The organism is Kitasatospora sp. Xyl93 (assembly GCF_055383135.1).
Genome location: NZ_AP029185.1, coordinates 4,278,134 through 4,294,300 on the forward strand (window position 1 = coordinate 4,278,134; position 16,167 = coordinate 4,294,300).

The following is a 16,167-nucleotide window of genomic DNA, read 5'->3' on the forward strand; positions in this document are numbered from 1 at the left end:
CTCCGCGGCCGCCGGGCCCACTCGACGACGACGTGACGAGGGAGCCGTGCAGCCACGCCTGAACGTCGCCGCCTCGCACGACCAGCACACCTCCTCTCCCTCTCCCAAGGAGTCCAGCATGTCCCGCATCAGCGCACGCCTGGCAGCGACCGGTGCCGCCGTCGTCCTCTCCCTGACCGCCGTGAGCGGTGCCGCCGTCGCCGACCCGGCCACCACCCCGGCCGCCGGCCAGGCCGTGATCACCACCGACGTCGCCTTCCTGACGAACGCCGCGCTCAACGGCATCGTGGTCATCCCGGTCCAGCCCGCCAGTGCGGCGTACGACCAGACCGCGGGCCTCACCGTGACCCTTCCGGTGAGCGGCGGCGCGGCCGACATCCCGGCCTTCTACGGCGACGTGCGGTTCGGTGGCGGCCTGCTCTTCCTGAACCTGAGGACCGGTAAGAGCGTCACCTTCAAGCAGCTCGACTTCTCGGTCGACAACGGCTACTTCACCGCCGTGCCGAACGGCTCGACGACCCCGGTCCCGCTGCTCGACCCGGCCGGCGACAACGTGATCAGCCGCAGCGGCCTCACCCAGAACCTGAACTCCTCCAGCTTCCAGGTGGACGCCGCGGGCGCGCAGTACCTCGACGCCGCGCTCGGCACCGGCTACTTCACCGCCGGCCAGCAGATCGGCAAGCTCGCGCTGTCCTACACCCCGGCGCACTGAACCACCCGGTACCGGGCCCCCGGTACCGAGCCCCGGTGCCGAACCGCCCGGCACCGGACCGCAGGTCGGCGGGCCCGCGCCCCGGCGCGGGCCATTCGCCTGCGGAGTCCCCAACTCCGGTACGGAGTCGTCGCGTTGTGGTCTCGTACACCTGGCCGACCGGATCCCGCCATGTCCGACTGGCCGAATAGTACGCACGGAATCGTCCGTCCCCAGCGCGATCGACGCCCTCGTGCCGCCTCCCTCGGCGGCCCGCCCCTCCCGGAGGCCTCGCCATGAGAAACCGCGTACCCGACCCGAGAGGCCGAGGGAGGTGGCGCCGTCGACTACCGGCCCTGGTCCTCGCCAAGGCCGTGGTGGCGTCGCTCGCCGTCATTCCGATCGGGCTGGCCGCGGCTCCGACGGCGCACGCCGACTCGGCGGTGACCGTCCCGGGCCCGAAGGTCTGGATCCCGGCCGCCAAGCAGTACGGCGCCCCGGGCAGCGTGACCGTCTCCCAGACGGCCAACCTGACCAACCAGGTCCTCCAGGTCTCCTGGAGCGGCTTCACCCCGACGGTCTACCTGGGCTCCAACGCTCCGGCCCAGACGGCGCAGCCGCTGTCGACCCACATCCTCTACGCGGTGCGGATCTACCAGTGCCGCGGCACCGACCCGGCGGTGACGGACTGCTACGGCAGCACGCTCTACGGCGGCGACCCTTCGAAGGGCTTCGAGCAGCCGCCCCGTCCGACCCGCACGGAGGTGCCGGAGTGGCCGACGAACCAGGTGATCGCCGCGACCGGCCCGGACGGCTCGGGTTCCGCCTCGATCGAGGTGTGGAGCGCCAAGGAGAGCGCCACCCTCGGCTGCGACGCGACCCACCCCTGCTCGCTGGTGGTCGAGCCGAACTACGGCGGTGACCCGCTGGACCTCTACCAGGTCCTCGACGGCAAGGCCGACTGCGAGTTCCACGACCTGGACACCGACCCGGACGGCTACACCGCCGCCGACGGGATCATGGTGCCCGGCAACCAGAACTGGAAGACCGGCAACCGGACCAGCGAGCAGTGCGCCTGGCAGCACCGGACCGTGGTCCCGCTCTCCTTCGCGCCCACGGCGGACTCCTGCGCGGCGAGCGACCAGGCCTTCGGCGCCGCCGGCCTGGAGATGGCCAACCGGGCCGTGCAGCAGTGGCGGGCCGGCCTGTGCCTGGGCGACTCGCCGATGACCGTGGGCTACGTCCCCGCCGGCGGTGAGCCGCAGGCCCGCGCCGCGTTCCTGGCGGGCAGCAGCACCACCGAGGTCGCGCTGACGGCGCGGCCCGACCGGTCACCGCCGCCGAGGCCGTACGTCTACGCCCCGCTCGCCACCACCGGCATCTCGGTCACGTACCTGGTCGACGACCCGAAGACCGGCCGGCAGATCCGCGACATGAGGCTGAACGCCCGGCTGGTGGCCAAACTGCTCACCCAGTCCTACGCCTCGCCGGGCACCACCATCCCGTCCGTGGCCGGCAACCCGACCTGCCTCTTCACCGACCCCGAGTTCAGGCAGCTGAACCCGGAGACGGCGGCCAACGGGATCCACTGGCCCACGAGTTGCGGCGGGACGCTGACGATCTACCCCGGCGTCCCCGGCGGCACCACCGACTTCACCCACCAGCTGACCTCGTGGTTCGCCGCCGACCCGGACGCGGCCCGCTTCCTGGACGGCGAGCCGGACCCGTGGGGCATGCGCGTCGACAGCTTCTACCTGAAGCCGAAGTTCGCCGGCTACCCGACCGAGGCCTTCCAGGTCCAGGACTTCTCCGGGCCCGCGCAGGGCAGCCCCGGCGTGGACTTCCAGCACTGGAAGCAGTACGAGTGGAACCCCTCCCTCGACGGGCTCGGGCGGGTGGCGCGCAACCTGATGCAGTACCAGCCGAACTGCCAGCAGCCGAACACCGAGGCCAACGGCAGCCACAAGCCCTGTGCCGCGCAGATCCCCGGCGTACGCTCCCTGCTCGCCATCATGGACACCGCCCAGGCCAAGGCCTTCTCGCTCCCCGAGGCCTCGCTGCTCAACCCGGCCGGCTCCTTCGTGGCGCCCGGCACGGCCGGCTTCCAGGCCGCCGTCGCCGACATGCCGACCGACGCCGCCACCGGGGTCCAGCAGCTGCCCTACGGCGCACCGGACACCGCGTTCTCGCGTGACCAGCGGGCGTACCCGCTGACCACGGTGCAGTACGCGATGGTGCCGACCGGCGGGCTGCCCGCCGCGAAGGCCGCCGCGATCTCCCGGTTCCTCCAGGCCGTGACCACCGACGGCCAGACCTACGGCCTCGCGCCGGGGCAGCTCGCCCAGGGCTACCTCGCCCTGACCGGCGCCCAGCGGCAGCAGGCCCAGGAGGCCGTGCGGCACGTCGCCGCCCAGGACGGCAAGCTGCCCGGCAACCAGACCGCCCCGCCGGCCGGGAACCCCGAACCGGGCACCCCGGAGAGCGGCAACGGCGGTTCCGCCTCCGGCGGTACGGGCTCCGCCGGCCCGGTCGACGGCACCGGCCCGGTGGGCACCGGCCCGGTGGGCACCGGCTTCGGCTCCTCGGACGGCGGCTCCGGCGGCACCGGCTTCGGCTCCTCGGACGGCCTGACCGGCGGCGGCCTCTCCGGCACCGGCTCCACCGGCGCCACCGGCGCCACCGGGACGGGAACGGCCGGCGGTGCCGCGGCGCCCGGCGCCCCGGCCGCCGGCAAGCCCGGCGCGACCGCCGCGCCCGCCGGCAACGCGATCGCCGCGGCCCCGGTCGGCACCCCGGTGCCCGACCGGCCCGGCACCGCCCGGCTGCTGCTGCCGGTCGCGCTGATCGCCGGCCTGGTGCTGCTGGTCGGCGGACCGGCCGCGCTGTTCCTCGGCGGCACCCCGGCCGGGGCGAAGGTGCTGGCCGGCGCCCGCACCCGGTGGTCGCGACTGCGCCGCAGGTAGGAACCCGCGCTCGGCGGGGCCGCCGTCCCGGCCCCGCCGAGCGCGTTCCCGCCCGCCGGGGCAGCGCCCCGGCCCTCACCGAGCACGCCCGTTCCCGAGCACGCCCGTTCCCGAGCACGGAGAGCACACCATGACATCCGCCGCCGAGCCCGCGGCACCGTACGCCGGGGCGCCCCGACCTCCCGGTCACGGGCCCGACCAGGACGTGCCGCGCACCATCACCGCCCCCGCGACCCCGGGCGACCGGGTCTTCCGCGGCGTGCTGCGGCTGGCCGGCCTCTCGGTCTTCGCGATCATGGGGCTGATCGCCTTCTTCCTGATCCTGCGGGGCACCGACGCGCTGCGCGCCGTCGGCTGGTCCTTCCTGACCGAGCAGAAGTGGCAGACCGCCGCCCACAACTTCGGCATCGGCGCCGTCCTGCCCAACGGCCTGCTGATCGCCCTGATCGCCCTGGTCATCGCCGTCCCGGTGGCGCTGGGCACCGCGGTCTTCATCTCCGAGTACGCGCCGGTGCGGCTGCGGGCCGCGCTGGTCTCGCTGATCGACCTGATGGCGGCGATCCCCAGCATCGTCTACGGCCTGTGGGGCCTGTTCTTCCTCCAGCCGCGGATCCTCGGCTTCGTCCGCTGGCTGGCCAACCACCTCGGCGACGCGATCCCCTTCCTCAAGGTGCGCACCGGGGACATCGGCACCTCGTACACCTCGTCGACCTTCATCGCGGGGGTTGTGGTCGCGCTGATGATCATCCCGATCATCACCTCGCTCAGCCGGGAGGTCTTCTCCCAGGCGCCGCAGGGCGAGCGGGAGGGCGCGTACGCGCTCGGCTCGACCCGCTGGGGGATGGTCCGGGCGGTCGTCCTGCCGTTCGGCCGGGGCGGGGTGATCGGCGCGGTGATGCTGGGCTTCGGCCGCGCGATGGGCGAGACCATCGCCGTCGCGCTGATCATCTCGCCGAACTTCAAGGCCGTCACCCACATCCTGGAGAACGGCGCCAACTCGATCTCCGCGCTGATCGCGCTGCGCTTCGGCGAGTCGGACGCGCTGTCGCTCTCCGCGCTGATGGCCGCCGGTCTGGTGCTGTTCGCCCTCACCCTGCTGGTCAACGTGCTGGCCGGGTTCGTCATCAACCGCTCGCGCTCCGGCGCCGCGACGGCGGACTGACCATGACGGCGTCTCAGCCCGTGTGCGGGGCACGCAGTCGTCCGAACCGTGAAGGGACCATCCGATGACCACGCTCGACCTGCCGCCGGTCGCGGCTCCCGGGCCGGCCGGCGAGCCCGGGCCGACCGGGTCCGCCGTGGCCGCGGCCCCGCACCCCGAGAAGAAGCTCCGGCTCGGCGGCGTCACCCGCGACGACGTCCTCACCGTGACGGGCGCGGCGGCCGGCTCGCTCGCTCTGGACTGGGTGCTGTACGAGCGGGTGCTGCCGTTCAGCGGCGCCTTCGGCTTCCTGGTCTGCTGGTACCTGTTCTTCCTGGCCGGCTACTACCTGCTCGGCCGGCTCCAGTGGCACCCGATGATGGTGCGGGACCGGCTGATCGCCGTGGTCGCCTGGAGCTCCGGGCTGCTGGCGGTCGCGCTGGTCGCCGACCAGATCGGCTACGTCGCCGCCCGGGGCTGGGAGGCGGCCCAGCACCTCAACTTCTTCACCGAGTCGATGGAGTTCACCGGCCCGCTCGACGGGCTGACCTCGGGCGGAGCGCTGAACGCGGTCGTCGGCTCGCTCGAACAGCTCGGCCTGGCGACGCTGTTCGCCGTTCCGCTGGGCATCGCGGCGGCGGTCTTCATGTCCGAGGTGGGCGGCCGGATGGCCCGCCCGGTGCGCACCCTGGTCGAGGCGATGACGGCCCTGCCGTCCATCGTGGCCGGCCTGTTCGTCCTCGGCGTCGTGATCCTCACCTTCGGCTTCGAGAAGAGCGGCTTCGCGGCCTCGCTCGCGCTCACCGTGATGATGATGCCGATCGTCACCCGGGCCGCCGAGGTGGTCATCCGCCTGGTGCCCGGCACCCTGCGCGAGGCCTCCTACGCGCTCGGCGGCAGCCAGTGGCGCACGGTGTGGAACGTGGTGCTGCCCACCGCCCGCCCCGGCCTGGTGACGGCGGTGGTGCTCGGCATGGCGCGCGGCGTCGGCGAGACCTCCCCGGTGCTGCTCACCTCCGGCTTCACCTCGCAGTTCAACGCCAACCCGTTCGACGAGCACCAGGTGTCGCTGCCGCTGTACATCTGGAACTACGTCAAGCAGCCGTACGACGGGATGATCGCGCGCGGTTTCGCGGCCGGCCTGACCCTGATGGCCGTGGTGCTGGTCCTCTTCGTCACCGCGCGCGTGCTCGGCGGCCGCCGACCCGGACAGCTGACCCGCGCCCAGCGGCGCCGGATCGACCGGGACGCCCGCCGGACGGAGGCGGCCGCCCTCGCCGGCACCGCCCGCCCGAACGCCCTCCACGCGCGGCCGGAGCGCTGATGTCAAGACCAACCACCCTCCGTACCAGAGGAGTTCACATGTCCAGGGGCCTCAGTCGCTCCGTGGCCCGGCTGCTGGCGGGGGCGATGTCCCTGATGCTCGCGGCGGCCTCCCCCCTGCTGGGGCAGACCCCGGCGTTCGCGGCCTCCGTCTCGCTGAGCGCGGACGGCTCCAGCTGGGCCGGTCCGGCCATCGACCAGTGGCGGCAGGACGTGTCCCCGCAGGGCATCCAGATCAACTTCAACCCGGTCGGCTCGGCGGCCGGCCGCACCCAGTGGGCGGTCGGGCAGGACGACTTCACCGCCTCGGACGTGCCGTTCCGCGCCGCGCAGGACACCGGCGTGGGGCAGGGCGGCAAGGAGTCCGGCACCGGCAGCGCGGAGAACCCGGTCTGGGGCTTCTCCTACGTCCCGATCACGGCGGGCGGCACCACCTTCATGTACAACCTGGTGGTCGGCGGCAAGCAGGTCCGCGACCTGCGGCTGTCCCCGCAGACCATCGTGGACATCTTCACCAACAAGATCACCAACTGGAACGACCCTAAGATCACCAACGACTACGGCAAGGCACTGCCCAGCCTGCCGATCACCCCGGTCGTCCGCTCCGACGGCTCCGGCGCCACCGCGCAGTTCACCCGCTGGATGGAGCACACCCACAAGGACCAGTGGGACGCCTACTGCACGTCCGTCAACGGCGTGAGCTGCGGCGACTACACCGAGTTCTTCCCGCCCTCCGGCCGGATGACCGCGCAGAACGGCTCCGACGTGGTGGCCGGCTACATCAAGTCCCCGACCAACGTCGGGACCATCGGCTACGACGAGTACGCCTTCGCCAAGCGCAGCAACTGGCCGGTCGTGAAGGTGCTCAACGCGGCCGGCTACTACGCGCTGCCGACCGCCTCCAACGTCGCCGTGGCGCTCACCGCCGCCAGGATCCGCGGCGTGGACGACGCCACCCCGGCGAACGACCCGAACTACCTGCAGCAGAACCTCGACGGCGTCTACACCATGGACGACCCGCGGGCCTACCCGATCTCCAGCTACAGCTACCTGATCGTGCCGCGGGCCGGGGCGGCCAACCCGCCGCCGCCGCGCTTCAACAACGACAAGGGCTCCGCGCTCAGCCGCTTCCTCTCGTACGTGCTCTGCGAGGGCCAGGGCAAGGCGGACGACCTCGGCTACTCGCCGATCCCGCGCGGACTGGTCAAGGGCGGCCTGCTGCAGACCAGGAACATCCCCGGCAACGCCAGCCCGGTCGACCCGAACACCCTCGCCAACTGCGCCAACCCGACCTTCAACTCGGCCGGCGAGCTGACCGTCCTGAAGAACGCCCCGATGCCCAGCCCCTGCGACAAGGCGGGCGCCCCGATCGACTGCACCGTGCAGAACGGCCAGCCGGTCAAGACCGGTTCGGGCGCGGGCGGCTCCGGCGGCGCGGCCGGCGGTTCCGGCGGTGCGGCGGGCGGTTCCGGCGGCACCGGCAAGCCCGCGGGCTCCGGGGGAGCCGGGGGCGGCACCGGGTCCGGCGGCGGTGCGGGCGGCGCCGGAGCGGGCGGTTCGGGCGCGGCCGGCGGCGCCGGCGACCCGAACGCCGCCGACGGCGGTGCGGCCGCCGGTGACCCGAACGCGCCCGGCGCCGGCGCCGGCACCGAGGAGGTGGTCGACCCGCAGACCGGCCAGGTGGTGGCCCGCGGCCGCGGCGGCGTCGCCACCGAGGTGGCGGCCGACGTGGTCGAGGTCAGCGGCAGGCCCGAGGACTGGACGCTGTCCTCGCTCACCGCGCTGGAACTGCTCGCCGTGGTGCTCGTCCCGCCGCTGCTCGGCCGCCGGCTGCTGCGCCGCCGCAACGGCTCGGGCGGCACCTCGTGACCGCCCCGGTGCTGGAGAAGCCGGCCGCGACGAGCGCGCCGGCCCGGCCGGACGGCCCCGCCGCGCCCACCGCCCCGGCCCGGCCCGCCGTCTCCCCCGGGCGGCGGCGGTTCCTCCAGGGCGCCTGGGCGGTCAGCCTGGCGGCCGCGCTGGTGCTCGGCTTCGTCGGGTACCTGTTCACCCTCTCGCACGTCCAGCAGCGGCACTACCAGTCCACCGCCCACAAGACCTTCCGCGACCAGCTGGCCCGGGCGGTCGCCCCGACCGGCGCGGCCGCCGACGGCGAGCCGGTGGCGCTGCTGGACATCCCGGCGATCGGCCTGCACCAGGTCGTGGTGGTCGAGGGCACCACCGGCCGGGACCTGATGCGCGGCCCCGGCCACCGCCGGGACACCGCGCTGCCCGGCCAGCGCGGGGTCGCCGTGGTCTTCGGCCGCGGCGCCACCTTCGGCGCGCCGTTCGCCGGACTGTCCAGGCTGCGGGTCGGCGACCGGATCGAAGCCACCACCGGCCAGGGGAAGTTCACCTACACCGTCAACGCGTACGGCGACGGCGACCACCCGGTCGTCGACCCGGCCCGCAACCGGATGGTGCTGGTCACCGGCGACTCCGACTGGATCCCCGGCTCCACCGTGCTGATCGGCGCCCGGCTGGAGGGCGACCCGGCGCAGAACCCCGGCGGCCGGCCCGCGACCGTCCCGTACGACAAGGCGCTGGCCGCGGACAAGGGCGCGCTGGCCACGCTCCAGCTGTGGTCGCTCGGCCTGCTCGGCGCGGTGGCCGGCGCCCTGGTGCTGGCCCGGTACTGGCGGCGCTCGGCCGCCTACCTGAGCCTCGCGCCGGTGGTCGGCGCACTGCTCTGGGCGGTCTACGAGAACGCCGCCGCCCTGCTGCCCAACCTCTACTGACGCGCGCCCGGAGGACCGTTCCGATGACCGACGCACCACTGACCGACACCCCGCCGGCCGACCCGGCCGCCGACACCCTCACCCTCCCCCCGGCCGCCCCCGCGCCCCACGCCGGCCGGCACGCCGCGGCCACCCGCCCCGACCCCGGCGGCGAGGCGCTCGCCGGGCTGGAGACCCGGGACGTCTCCGCCTGGTTCGGCAGCCGCAAGGTGCTGGAACGGGTCTCGCTGGCGATGCCGGCCGGCGAGGTCACCGCGCTGATCGGCCCGTCCGGCTGCGGCAAGTCCACCTACCTGCGGATCCTCAACCGGATGCACGAGATGGTGCGCGGCGCCGCGCTCTCCGGCGAGGTGCTGCTGGAGGGCGACGACGTCTACCGGCCCGGCCGCCGGCCCGCCGAGGTGCGGCGCCGGATCGGCATGGTGTTCCAGCGGCCCAACCCGTTCCCGGCGATGTCCATCCAGGACAACGTCTCCAGCGGGCTCAAGCTGGCCGGGATCAAGGTGTCCAAGGAGGAGCGCCGCCACCTGGTGGAGACCAGCCTGCGCCGGGCCGGGCTCTGGGACGAGGTGTCCACCCGGCTGCACACCCCGGGCGGGGCGCTCTCCGGCGGTCAGCAGCAACGCCTGTGCATCGCACGGTCGTTGGCCGTCTCGCCGGACATCCTGCTGATGGACGAGCCGTGTTCGGCGCTCGACCCGACCTCCACCCGGAGGGTCGAGGAGACCATCGCCGAACTGCGCGGGCGGCTCACCATCGTGATCGTCACCCACAACATGCAGCAGGCCCAGCGCGTCTCGCAGACCTGCGCGTTCTTCCTGGCCACCCACGACACCCCGGGCCGGATCGTCGAGGCCGGGCCGACCGGGCAGGTCTTCGGCAGCCCGCGCGACCAGCGGACCTCGGACTACGTCAACGGCCGCTTCGGCTAACAGGGGTCCGTCTCCGGACCCGCGTCTGCGGGGCGACGCCGGGGGCGGCTCCTCCTACCGGCCGAGGAGCCGCTCCAGCACCGCCGCGACGCCGTCCTGCTCGTTGCTCACGGTGTGCAGCGGCACCGCCGCCAGCACCTGCGGGTGCGCGTTGGCGACGGCGTACGCGGTGCCGGCCCAGGCCAGCATCTCCAGGTCGTTCGGCATGTCGCCGAAGGCCACCACCTCGCTCCGGTCGATCCCGCGCGCGGCGCACCAGCGGGCCAGCGTGCTGGCCTTGGTGACGCCGGGCGCGCTGATCTCCAGCAGCGGGATCGCCGCGGACCGGGTGATCTCGGCCAGGTGCCCGGCCGCCTCCCGGGCCTCGGCGAGGAACTTGTCCGGGTCGAGGTCCGGGTGCTTGGCCAGCAGCTTGAACAGGCCCCGGACCGGCCCGCCGGCCCCCAGCAGCTCCTCCGCCGGGCCGACCTCGTGCTCCAGCTCGTCGCCCCACATGGGCACCGCGTACCCGGCCTCGCGGGCCCAGCCGCCCGGGTGCTCGAAGGCGAACGCGGTGCCGGGCAGCTTGGCCCGCAGCGCGTCGACCACCGCCAGGGTGGTCTCCACCAGCAGCGGGAAGGTCTCCAGCAGCTCGCCGCGCCGCACGTCCACCACCGCGCCGCCGTTCGAGCAGATCGCCACCCCGTGGCCGCCGATGTGCGGGCTCACCTGCTGCATCCAGCGCGGCGGCCGCCCGGTCACGAACACCACCTGCACCCCGGCCGCCTCGGCCGCCGCCAGCGCCGCGGCGGTGCGGTCGGTGACGGTGCCGCCGGAGCAGAGCAGGGTGCCGTCCAGGTCGGTGGCGATGAGGCGGGGCGCGGTACGGGGTTCGGTCACCGCTCCATCTTCGCCCATCGGCGCGGTCGGGGCACCGCCCCGGAGCCACGGCGGGCGGCAGCGGCCGCGAGCCGCCCTCGCCGTGATCAAGCCCTTCATGCTCCGTTTCCGGCCGATCCGCCCGCACCCGGGGTGTCCGGCCGGCCACGGCGGGCATGACCTCCCGCGGCCACCCCGTCGGCAGGAAGAGCCATGCCCACACGCCAGCTCCGTGACCAGCCGCCCCCGACCAGCCGCCACGACGGCCACCACGGCCACGACGGCCGCGGCCCGCAGGCGCCCGACGCCTCGCGCGACCCGGTCCTGCTCGGCGACGTCCTCTTCCACACGCTCGCCGAACTCGCCCGCGGCACCCGCGCCCCGGCCCTCCCCGCCCAGCGCACCCGCCCGCACCCGTAGCGCGCCGCCCCCCGGCGGCGCCCGTCCGGGGTGGACGCGCGCGTGGACGGTCCCGGGGGCGAGCCTCCCCGCCGTCCGGGGCCCGCTCCGCCCGCCGGCGCGGGCGGAGCGGGAGCAGGGGTCAGGAGTGGAGGCGGTTCAGCGCCGCGGTGACGATGCCCGCGACAGCGGTCTGCCCGCCGGCGGGCCGGCCGGTGAGCTCGACGACGGCGACCCTGGTGCCGCTGCGCAGGACCGCGGCCCCGCCGCCGGCGGTGCCGTCGCCGTTGTAGGCCGGGTACCAGCGGGCGGTGCCGCCGGGGACGGTCAGGGTGTGGGCCGCGCCGTAGTACCAGTGGCCGGCGGGCTCGTCCTGGCACTCCTGGAGGAGCGCGACGAGCTGCTTCTCCCAGGTGTCGGCCGCCGTCCCGGTGGGGGCGCTCGCGGCCGACTCGGTCAGCCGGCCCTCGGTGTCGAAGGTCCAGGTCACCGACGCGTACGCGGTGGCCTGGTCCTTGGTCAGGCCGCGCATCGTCTCCTCGCCGGAGCACGCGGACAGCCCCTCGCGCCCGGACAGCGAGACGGTCGCGCCGACCGGGTTCAGGCCCTGCCGGAAGTCCTCGCTCTGGACGAGGCCGGCGGAGCCGAGTCCGCTCGCGGCACCCGCGACCGCGGCCGGCCGGGCGGCGGCGACGGGCTGGGCGGCGACCGCGGCGCGGGCCGCGGCGGCGGGCGCGGCCCCGTCGGCGGTGGCCGACTGGGTGCCGACGACGCCGACCGTGATCAGTGCGGCGGCGAAGCAGGCCGCGGCGGCGAGCCGGTTGCGGCGAGCGGACTTCTGCTGGACGGTCCGGTTCTCGGTCATCTGGTCCCCCTGCTGGTCGGGACGCCTGCTGCGTCCTCGTACAACCGGGGAGATGCCGCCGCAGGAGCGAAAGTTGGAGGCCCGACCCGCTGTTTCACAGCTGTGACAGAGCGGCCCTGACGACGCGGTCCATCGCCGCAGTGCCCAGGCAGGCGTGGACCTCCAGCACTCCGTAGTGGGTGCCGCTGCGCAGCACGGCGATGCCGCCGCAGGGCTCCTTGCCCTCGGGCGCGCTGCCGGCGGTGTTGAGCGATCCCGGGTAGACGCCCATCCAGCGCGCGGTGACGTCCGGGGCGAGCTGCAGCGTCGTGGTCCTCCCGTAGACCCAGTGCCCCGGCGCCTGCTCCTGGCAGGGCACCTCCTCCAGCAGCAGGCGTTCGCTGTAGTTCTGCGCGAGGGAAGGGCTCCGGGCGTCGGCGGCGACCTCGCGGGCGACCTGGCCCCCGATGTCGGCGGCCACCGTGGAGTCGTCCGGACTGGTGCGGGAGCTCGTCATCAGTCCGCGGAAGCGGGCACCGGGCCCGCCCAGGGTCTGGCCGAGGGTCTTCTCGCCGGCGCAGGCCGCGTTGGCGTAGGACCCGTCGCCGTACCGGTCGGTGACGTGGATCCGCCCGCTGTCGAGGTCCGGGCCGAACGCCGCGGGTCCCAGCAGGTTCGCGGTCGTCACCGGCCCGGTCGAACCGGTCGGCGAGGCGGAGCCGGCGCCGGAGGCCGGGGACGCGGGCGCCGGGCCGGACGCGCCGGGGGTCGCGGGAGCGGGCGCGCCCTGGGAGGCCCCGCCGGCCGCGGCTCCCGGCCGCGCCGCCGGGTGCCCGGTGGCGCCGGGGGGCGGTGGCAGGACGAACCGGCCGGTCGCCAGCCCGAGCGCGACCGCGGCCACCAGGGCGGCGACGGCGGACCGGGGCCGGACGACGGCGGGGCGGCCGCCCGCCGCGGGACCGTCGCTCACGGACCGGTGACCAGGCGCTCGCGCACGAAGCGGCGGGCCTGGTGGATGCGGTCCTTGACCGTGCCCAGCGGCACGTCCAGCTCCTCGGCCACCTGGACGTAGGTCAGGTCGCCCAGGTCGCGCAGCACGAAGGCCTCCACCAGGGTGGGATGCCGCAGCTCCAGCGCGGCCAGCGCCTCCATCAGGTCGAGCCTGGTTCCGGCGATGACGCTGGTGGTGCGCGGGTCGACGGACTCGGGGAGGTCGGCGTGGCTGTCCTCGGCGCGCCGGCGCATCGAGCGGTAGGTGGACCGGGCGGCGTTCGAGGCGATCACCGTCACCCAGCCCAGGAAGGAGCCGCGGCCGCCGTACCCGCCCAGGTGCGTGCTGATGGACAGCAGCGCGTCCTGCGCGGCCTCCTCCGCGTCGGCGTGGTGGGGCAGGAAGCGCGAGCAGCGGCGCAGCACCAGCGGCCGCAGCATGGCCAGCAGGTACTCCAGCGACCCCGGTTCGCCCGCCTGGGCAGCCGCCACGAGCCGTTCCAGCTCGGCTTCCTCGAACACCCGGATCCCCCGTTCCGTCCCGCCGGCACCGCGCCCGTCGAACGGGAGTTCCGCACTCCCCCCGACTCCGGCAGAATGCTGCCACATGCGCAAGCTCGGCCGTTACCTCCTCCTGGAGCGGCTCGGCGCCGGCTCCTTCGCGACGGTCTGGAAGGCCTACGACCCGGAGCTCGACACCGAGGTCGCGGTGAAGGTGCTGGCCGAGAACTGGGCCGCCAACGCGGACGTGCGCGAGCGGTTCCTGGCGGAGGCGAGGCTGCTGCGCCGGATCGCCAGCCCGCGGGTGGTCCGGGTGCACGACGTCGGGGTGCAGGAGGACCGGCCCTACTTCGTCATGGACCACGTCCGCGGCGGCACCGTGGCGGACCGGGTCGGGCAGTGCGACCCGCAGGAGGCGCTGCGGCTGGCCGCGGAGGCGGGCTACGCCGTCCAGGTCCTGCACGAGGCGGGCGTGGTGCACCGCGACGTCAAGCCGTCCAACCTGCTGCTCGCCGCCGGCCCGGCGCCCGCCGCGGTGCTGGTGGCGGACCTCGGCAGCGCCAAGCAACTGGCCGACGCGTCCGGGCTCACGGTGACCACGGGCACGCCCGCCTACATGGCACCGGAACAGGCCTTCCAGACCGGCGGGTTCGACGGGAGGGCCGACGTGTACGCGTTGGCCGTGGTGGCCTACGAGCTGCTGACCGGGCAGAAGCCGTTCGGCCCGGGCGGACGCGCCACGGCCCTGATGACCGACGGGCGGACCGCCTCGACGCTGCCGGCGCTCCCGGCCGAAGCGGAGCTGCCACCGCACATCGCCGCGCTGCTCCGGGCCGCGATGTCCGTCGAGCCGGCCGACCGGCCGCCGACCGCCCGCGCCTTCGCCGACGCGCTGCTGGCTCCGGTCCCGCGGCCCCGGCCCCCGGCAGGCCCCGGGTGGCTGACCCGGCGCGTGGTCTGGTCGGCGTCGGGCGCGGTGTTCACGGCGACGGCCCTGCTGACCTGGCTGCTGCGTTGAAACCGGGTCGACGAGGACGGCTGCCGTAGGGTCGCTGCCATGCGACTGAGCACCGTGATCCTCCCCACCCACCGGTGGAGCGAGGGGCAGAAGATCTGGCGGCGGGCCGAGGACCTCGGCTTCCACGCCGCGTACACCTACGACCACCTGAGCTGGCGCTCCTTCCAGGACCAGCCGTGGTTCGGCTCGCTGCCGACGCTGACCGCGGCGGCCTGCGCCACCGAGCGGCTGCGGCTGGGCACGCTGGTGTCCTCGCCGAACTTCCGGCGCCCGGTGACACTGGCGAAGGAGCTGATCACGCTGGACGACGTGTCCGGCGGGCGGTTCACCCTGGGGATCGGGGCCGGCGGCACGGGGTTCGACGCGACGGCACTGGGCCAGGAGGCGTGGTCGCCGAAGGAGCGGGCGGACCGGTTCGGGGAGTTCCTGCCACTGCTGGACGAGCTGCTGACCACCGACGCCACGACGCGCGAGGGCCGGTACTACTCGGCGGTCGAGGCGCGGAACATCCCCGGCTGCGTGCAGACCCCGCGGTTGCCGTTCTACGTGGCGGCGACCGGCCCGCGCGGGCTGAAGCTGGCCGCCGAGTACGGGCAGGGCTGGGTGACGTACGGCGACCCGCGCGGCCCCGGCGACGTGCCGGTGGAGCAGGCGCCCGAGGTCATCGCCCAGCAGATCGGGAAGCTGACGGCGGCCTGCGAGGCCGTCGGCCGGGACGTGGCGACGCTGGAGAAGGTGCTGCTCCAGGGCTCGACCGCGGAGAGGCCGCTGCAGTCGGTGGACGCCTTCGTCGACTGGGCGGGCAGGTACCGGGAGCTGGGCATCACCGAGCTGGTGATCCACTGGCCGATCCCCGACTCGATCTTCGAGAACGACCTCGCGGTCTTCGAGCGGATCGCCACCGAGGGCCTCGCCCAGCTGGGTTGAGCCCCGCGGTCGGCGGGCGGTCGGCGGGCGGGTGACGGGCCGGGGCGGGCGCCGGGACCGGTGCCGAGGCGGGTGCGGCGGTGGGCGCCGGGTCGAGGCGGGAGTCGGACCGGGGCGCTAGTCTGTCCGCCGCACCGACAACTGATCATGCGTCACCACGGGGGTTCTTCGTCATGCCTTCTTCCCGCTCCAGCGGACTGCTCGCCACCGCCCTGGTCGCCGCCGCGGCCCTCGGCCTGGCCGCCTGCGGCCCGGACAACTCCTCGGACCAGGGCGCGGGCAGCGGGTCGACCGGCGCCGCCCCGGCCGCGCCCACCGCCGCGCCCACCGCCTCCCCGTCGGGCAGCGCGAGCCACGCGCCGAGCGGCAAGCCCGCGGGCACCGCGAAGCCCGGCGCGACGGGCTCGCCGGCCGCCGACGGCGAGCCGGAGGGCTTCTGCACCCACGGGCCGCTGCCCGCCGGGCAGAAGTGGGTCTACCCGGTGAAGGGCACCAGCGCGACGACCCTGGTCTACCAGGAGACCAAGGACGCCTGCGGCGTGAACGACGTGGTCTTCGAGCCGGTCGGGGCGAACAAGAGCGCCCCGATCGCGCCGACCGCCAAGGGCCACCTGAGCTCGGTGCTGGCCCCGCCGAAGGACGTCAACGTGGCCGACCTGGTGAAGCACGTCAACGAGTGCCTCGCCGAACCGACCAACGTCAAGGGCTCCTACCCCTGCTCGGGCGTCGGCGACTACAAGGTGGCGCTCGACGCCTCCGGCAAGGTCACCGAGCTGTGGGAACGCGCCCACAGCTGATCCGGC

At 74.7% G+C, this 16,167-nt stretch carries 15 protein-coding genes; 11 read left to right on the forward strand and 4 right to left on the reverse strand.

Going from position 1 to position 16,167, the window contains the following annotated elements; all coding sequences use genetic code 11:
- Positions 1–118 precede the first annotated feature (118 nt).
- From ACZ5GH_RS19120 to ACZ5GH_RS19150, 7 genes are all read left to right on the forward strand, one after another.
- A complete protein-coding gene (locus ACZ5GH_RS19120) occupies positions 119–712 on the forward strand; it encodes a hypothetical protein (RefSeq protein WP_464334843.1) in 594 nt (197 codons plus the stop codon).
- Between the two features lie 275 nt (positions 713–987).
- Positions 988–3,654, forward strand: coding sequence for a hypothetical protein (locus ACZ5GH_RS19125; RefSeq protein WP_387759678.1), 2,667 nt, complete (start codon positions 988–990; stop codon positions 3,652–3,654).
- 130 nt (positions 3,655–3,784) lie between these two features.
- Entirely contained in the window at positions 3,785–4,816 is a 1,032-nt protein-coding gene (gene pstC / locus ACZ5GH_RS19130; RefSeq protein ID WP_387759680.1) for a phosphate ABC transporter permease subunit PstC, read from the forward strand.
- A gap of 64 nt (positions 4,817–4,880) precedes the next feature.
- The gene (gene pstA, locus ACZ5GH_RS19135; RefSeq protein ID WP_387759681.1) at positions 4,881–6,119 is read left to right on the forward strand and encodes a phosphate ABC transporter permease PstA; all 1,239 of its coding nucleotides are present in this window, start codon (positions 4,881–4,883) and stop codon (positions 6,117–6,119) included.
- 38 nt (positions 6,120–6,157) lie between these two features.
- Complete coding sequence (locus ACZ5GH_RS19140; RefSeq protein ID WP_464334844.1) at positions 6,158–7,987, forward strand: phosphate ABC transporter substrate-binding protein PstS; 1,830 nt, start codon at positions 6,158–6,160, stop codon at positions 7,985–7,987.
- Positions 7,984–8,895 carry a sortase domain-containing protein gene (locus tag ACZ5GH_RS19145; protein WP_464334845.1) on the forward strand — a complete coding sequence of 304 codons (912 nt, stop codon included), beginning with the start codon at positions 7,984–7,986 and terminating at the stop codon, positions 8,893–8,895. Before ACZ5GH_RS19140 ends, ACZ5GH_RS19145 begins: the two co-directional genes overlap by 4 nt.
- 23 nt (positions 8,896–8,918) lie before the next feature.
- On the forward strand, positions 8,919–9,827 hold the full coding sequence (locus tag ACZ5GH_RS19150; protein WP_464334846.1) for a phosphate ABC transporter ATP-binding protein: 909 nt from the start codon (positions 8,919–8,921) through the stop codon (positions 9,825–9,827).
- A 54-nt stretch (positions 9,828–9,881) separates the two neighbouring features.
- On the opposite strand, the gene ACZ5GH_RS19155 is transcribed toward ACZ5GH_RS19150, so the two are convergent.
- Positions 9,882–10,724, reverse strand: coding sequence for an HAD family hydrolase (locus tag ACZ5GH_RS19155; protein WP_387759688.1), 843 nt, complete (start codon positions 10,722–10,724; stop codon positions 9,882–9,884).
- A 174-nt stretch (positions 10,725–10,898) separates the two neighbouring features.
- On the opposite strand from ACZ5GH_RS19155, the gene ACZ5GH_RS19160 reads away from it, so the two are divergent.
- Positions 10,899–11,105 (forward strand): hypothetical protein, encoded by a 207-nt coding sequence (locus ACZ5GH_RS19160; protein WP_387759689.1) that lies wholly within the window; start codon positions 10,899–10,901, stop codon positions 11,103–11,105.
- 121 nt (positions 11,106–11,226) lie between these two features.
- Here ACZ5GH_RS19160 and ACZ5GH_RS19165 read toward each other — a convergent pair whose 3' ends face one another.
- From ACZ5GH_RS19165 to ACZ5GH_RS19175, 3 genes are all read right to left on the reverse strand, one after another.
- Positions 11,227–11,949 carry a hypothetical protein gene (locus ACZ5GH_RS19165; RefSeq protein ID WP_464334847.1) on the reverse strand — a complete coding sequence of 241 codons (723 nt, stop codon included), beginning with the start codon at positions 11,947–11,949 and terminating at the stop codon, positions 11,227–11,229.
- Between the two features lie 94 nt (positions 11,950–12,043).
- Positions 12,044–12,898, reverse strand: coding sequence for a hypothetical protein (locus ACZ5GH_RS19170; RefSeq protein WP_464334848.1), 855 nt, complete (start codon positions 12,896–12,898; stop codon positions 12,044–12,046).
- The gene (locus ACZ5GH_RS19175) at positions 12,895–13,440 is read right to left on the reverse strand and encodes an RNA polymerase sigma factor (protein WP_464334849.1); all 546 of its coding nucleotides are present in this window, start codon (positions 13,438–13,440) and stop codon (positions 12,895–12,897) included. The genes ACZ5GH_RS19170 and ACZ5GH_RS19175 overlap by 4 nt, the downstream gene beginning before the upstream one ends.
- A gap of 85 nt (positions 13,441–13,525) precedes the next feature.
- On the opposite strand from ACZ5GH_RS19175, the gene ACZ5GH_RS19180 reads away from it, so the two are divergent.
- The 3 genes from ACZ5GH_RS19180 to ACZ5GH_RS19190 all read left to right on the forward strand — a co-directional run bounded on the left by ACZ5GH_RS19180 (position 13,526) and on the right by ACZ5GH_RS19190 (position 16,161).
- Positions 13,526–14,437, forward strand: coding sequence for a serine/threonine-protein kinase (locus ACZ5GH_RS19180; RefSeq protein ID WP_464334850.1), 912 nt, complete (start codon positions 13,526–13,528; stop codon positions 14,435–14,437).
- Positions 14,438–14,476: 39 nt separating this feature from the next.
- A complete protein-coding gene (locus ACZ5GH_RS19185; RefSeq protein WP_464334851.1) occupies positions 14,477–15,364 on the forward strand; it encodes an LLM class flavin-dependent oxidoreductase in 888 nt (295 codons plus the stop codon).
- A gap of 173 nt (positions 15,365–15,537) precedes the next feature.
- Entirely contained in the window at positions 15,538–16,161 is a 624-nt protein-coding gene (locus ACZ5GH_RS19190; RefSeq protein ID WP_464334852.1) for a hypothetical protein, read from the forward strand.
- Positions 16,162–16,167: the final 6 nt, after the last annotated feature.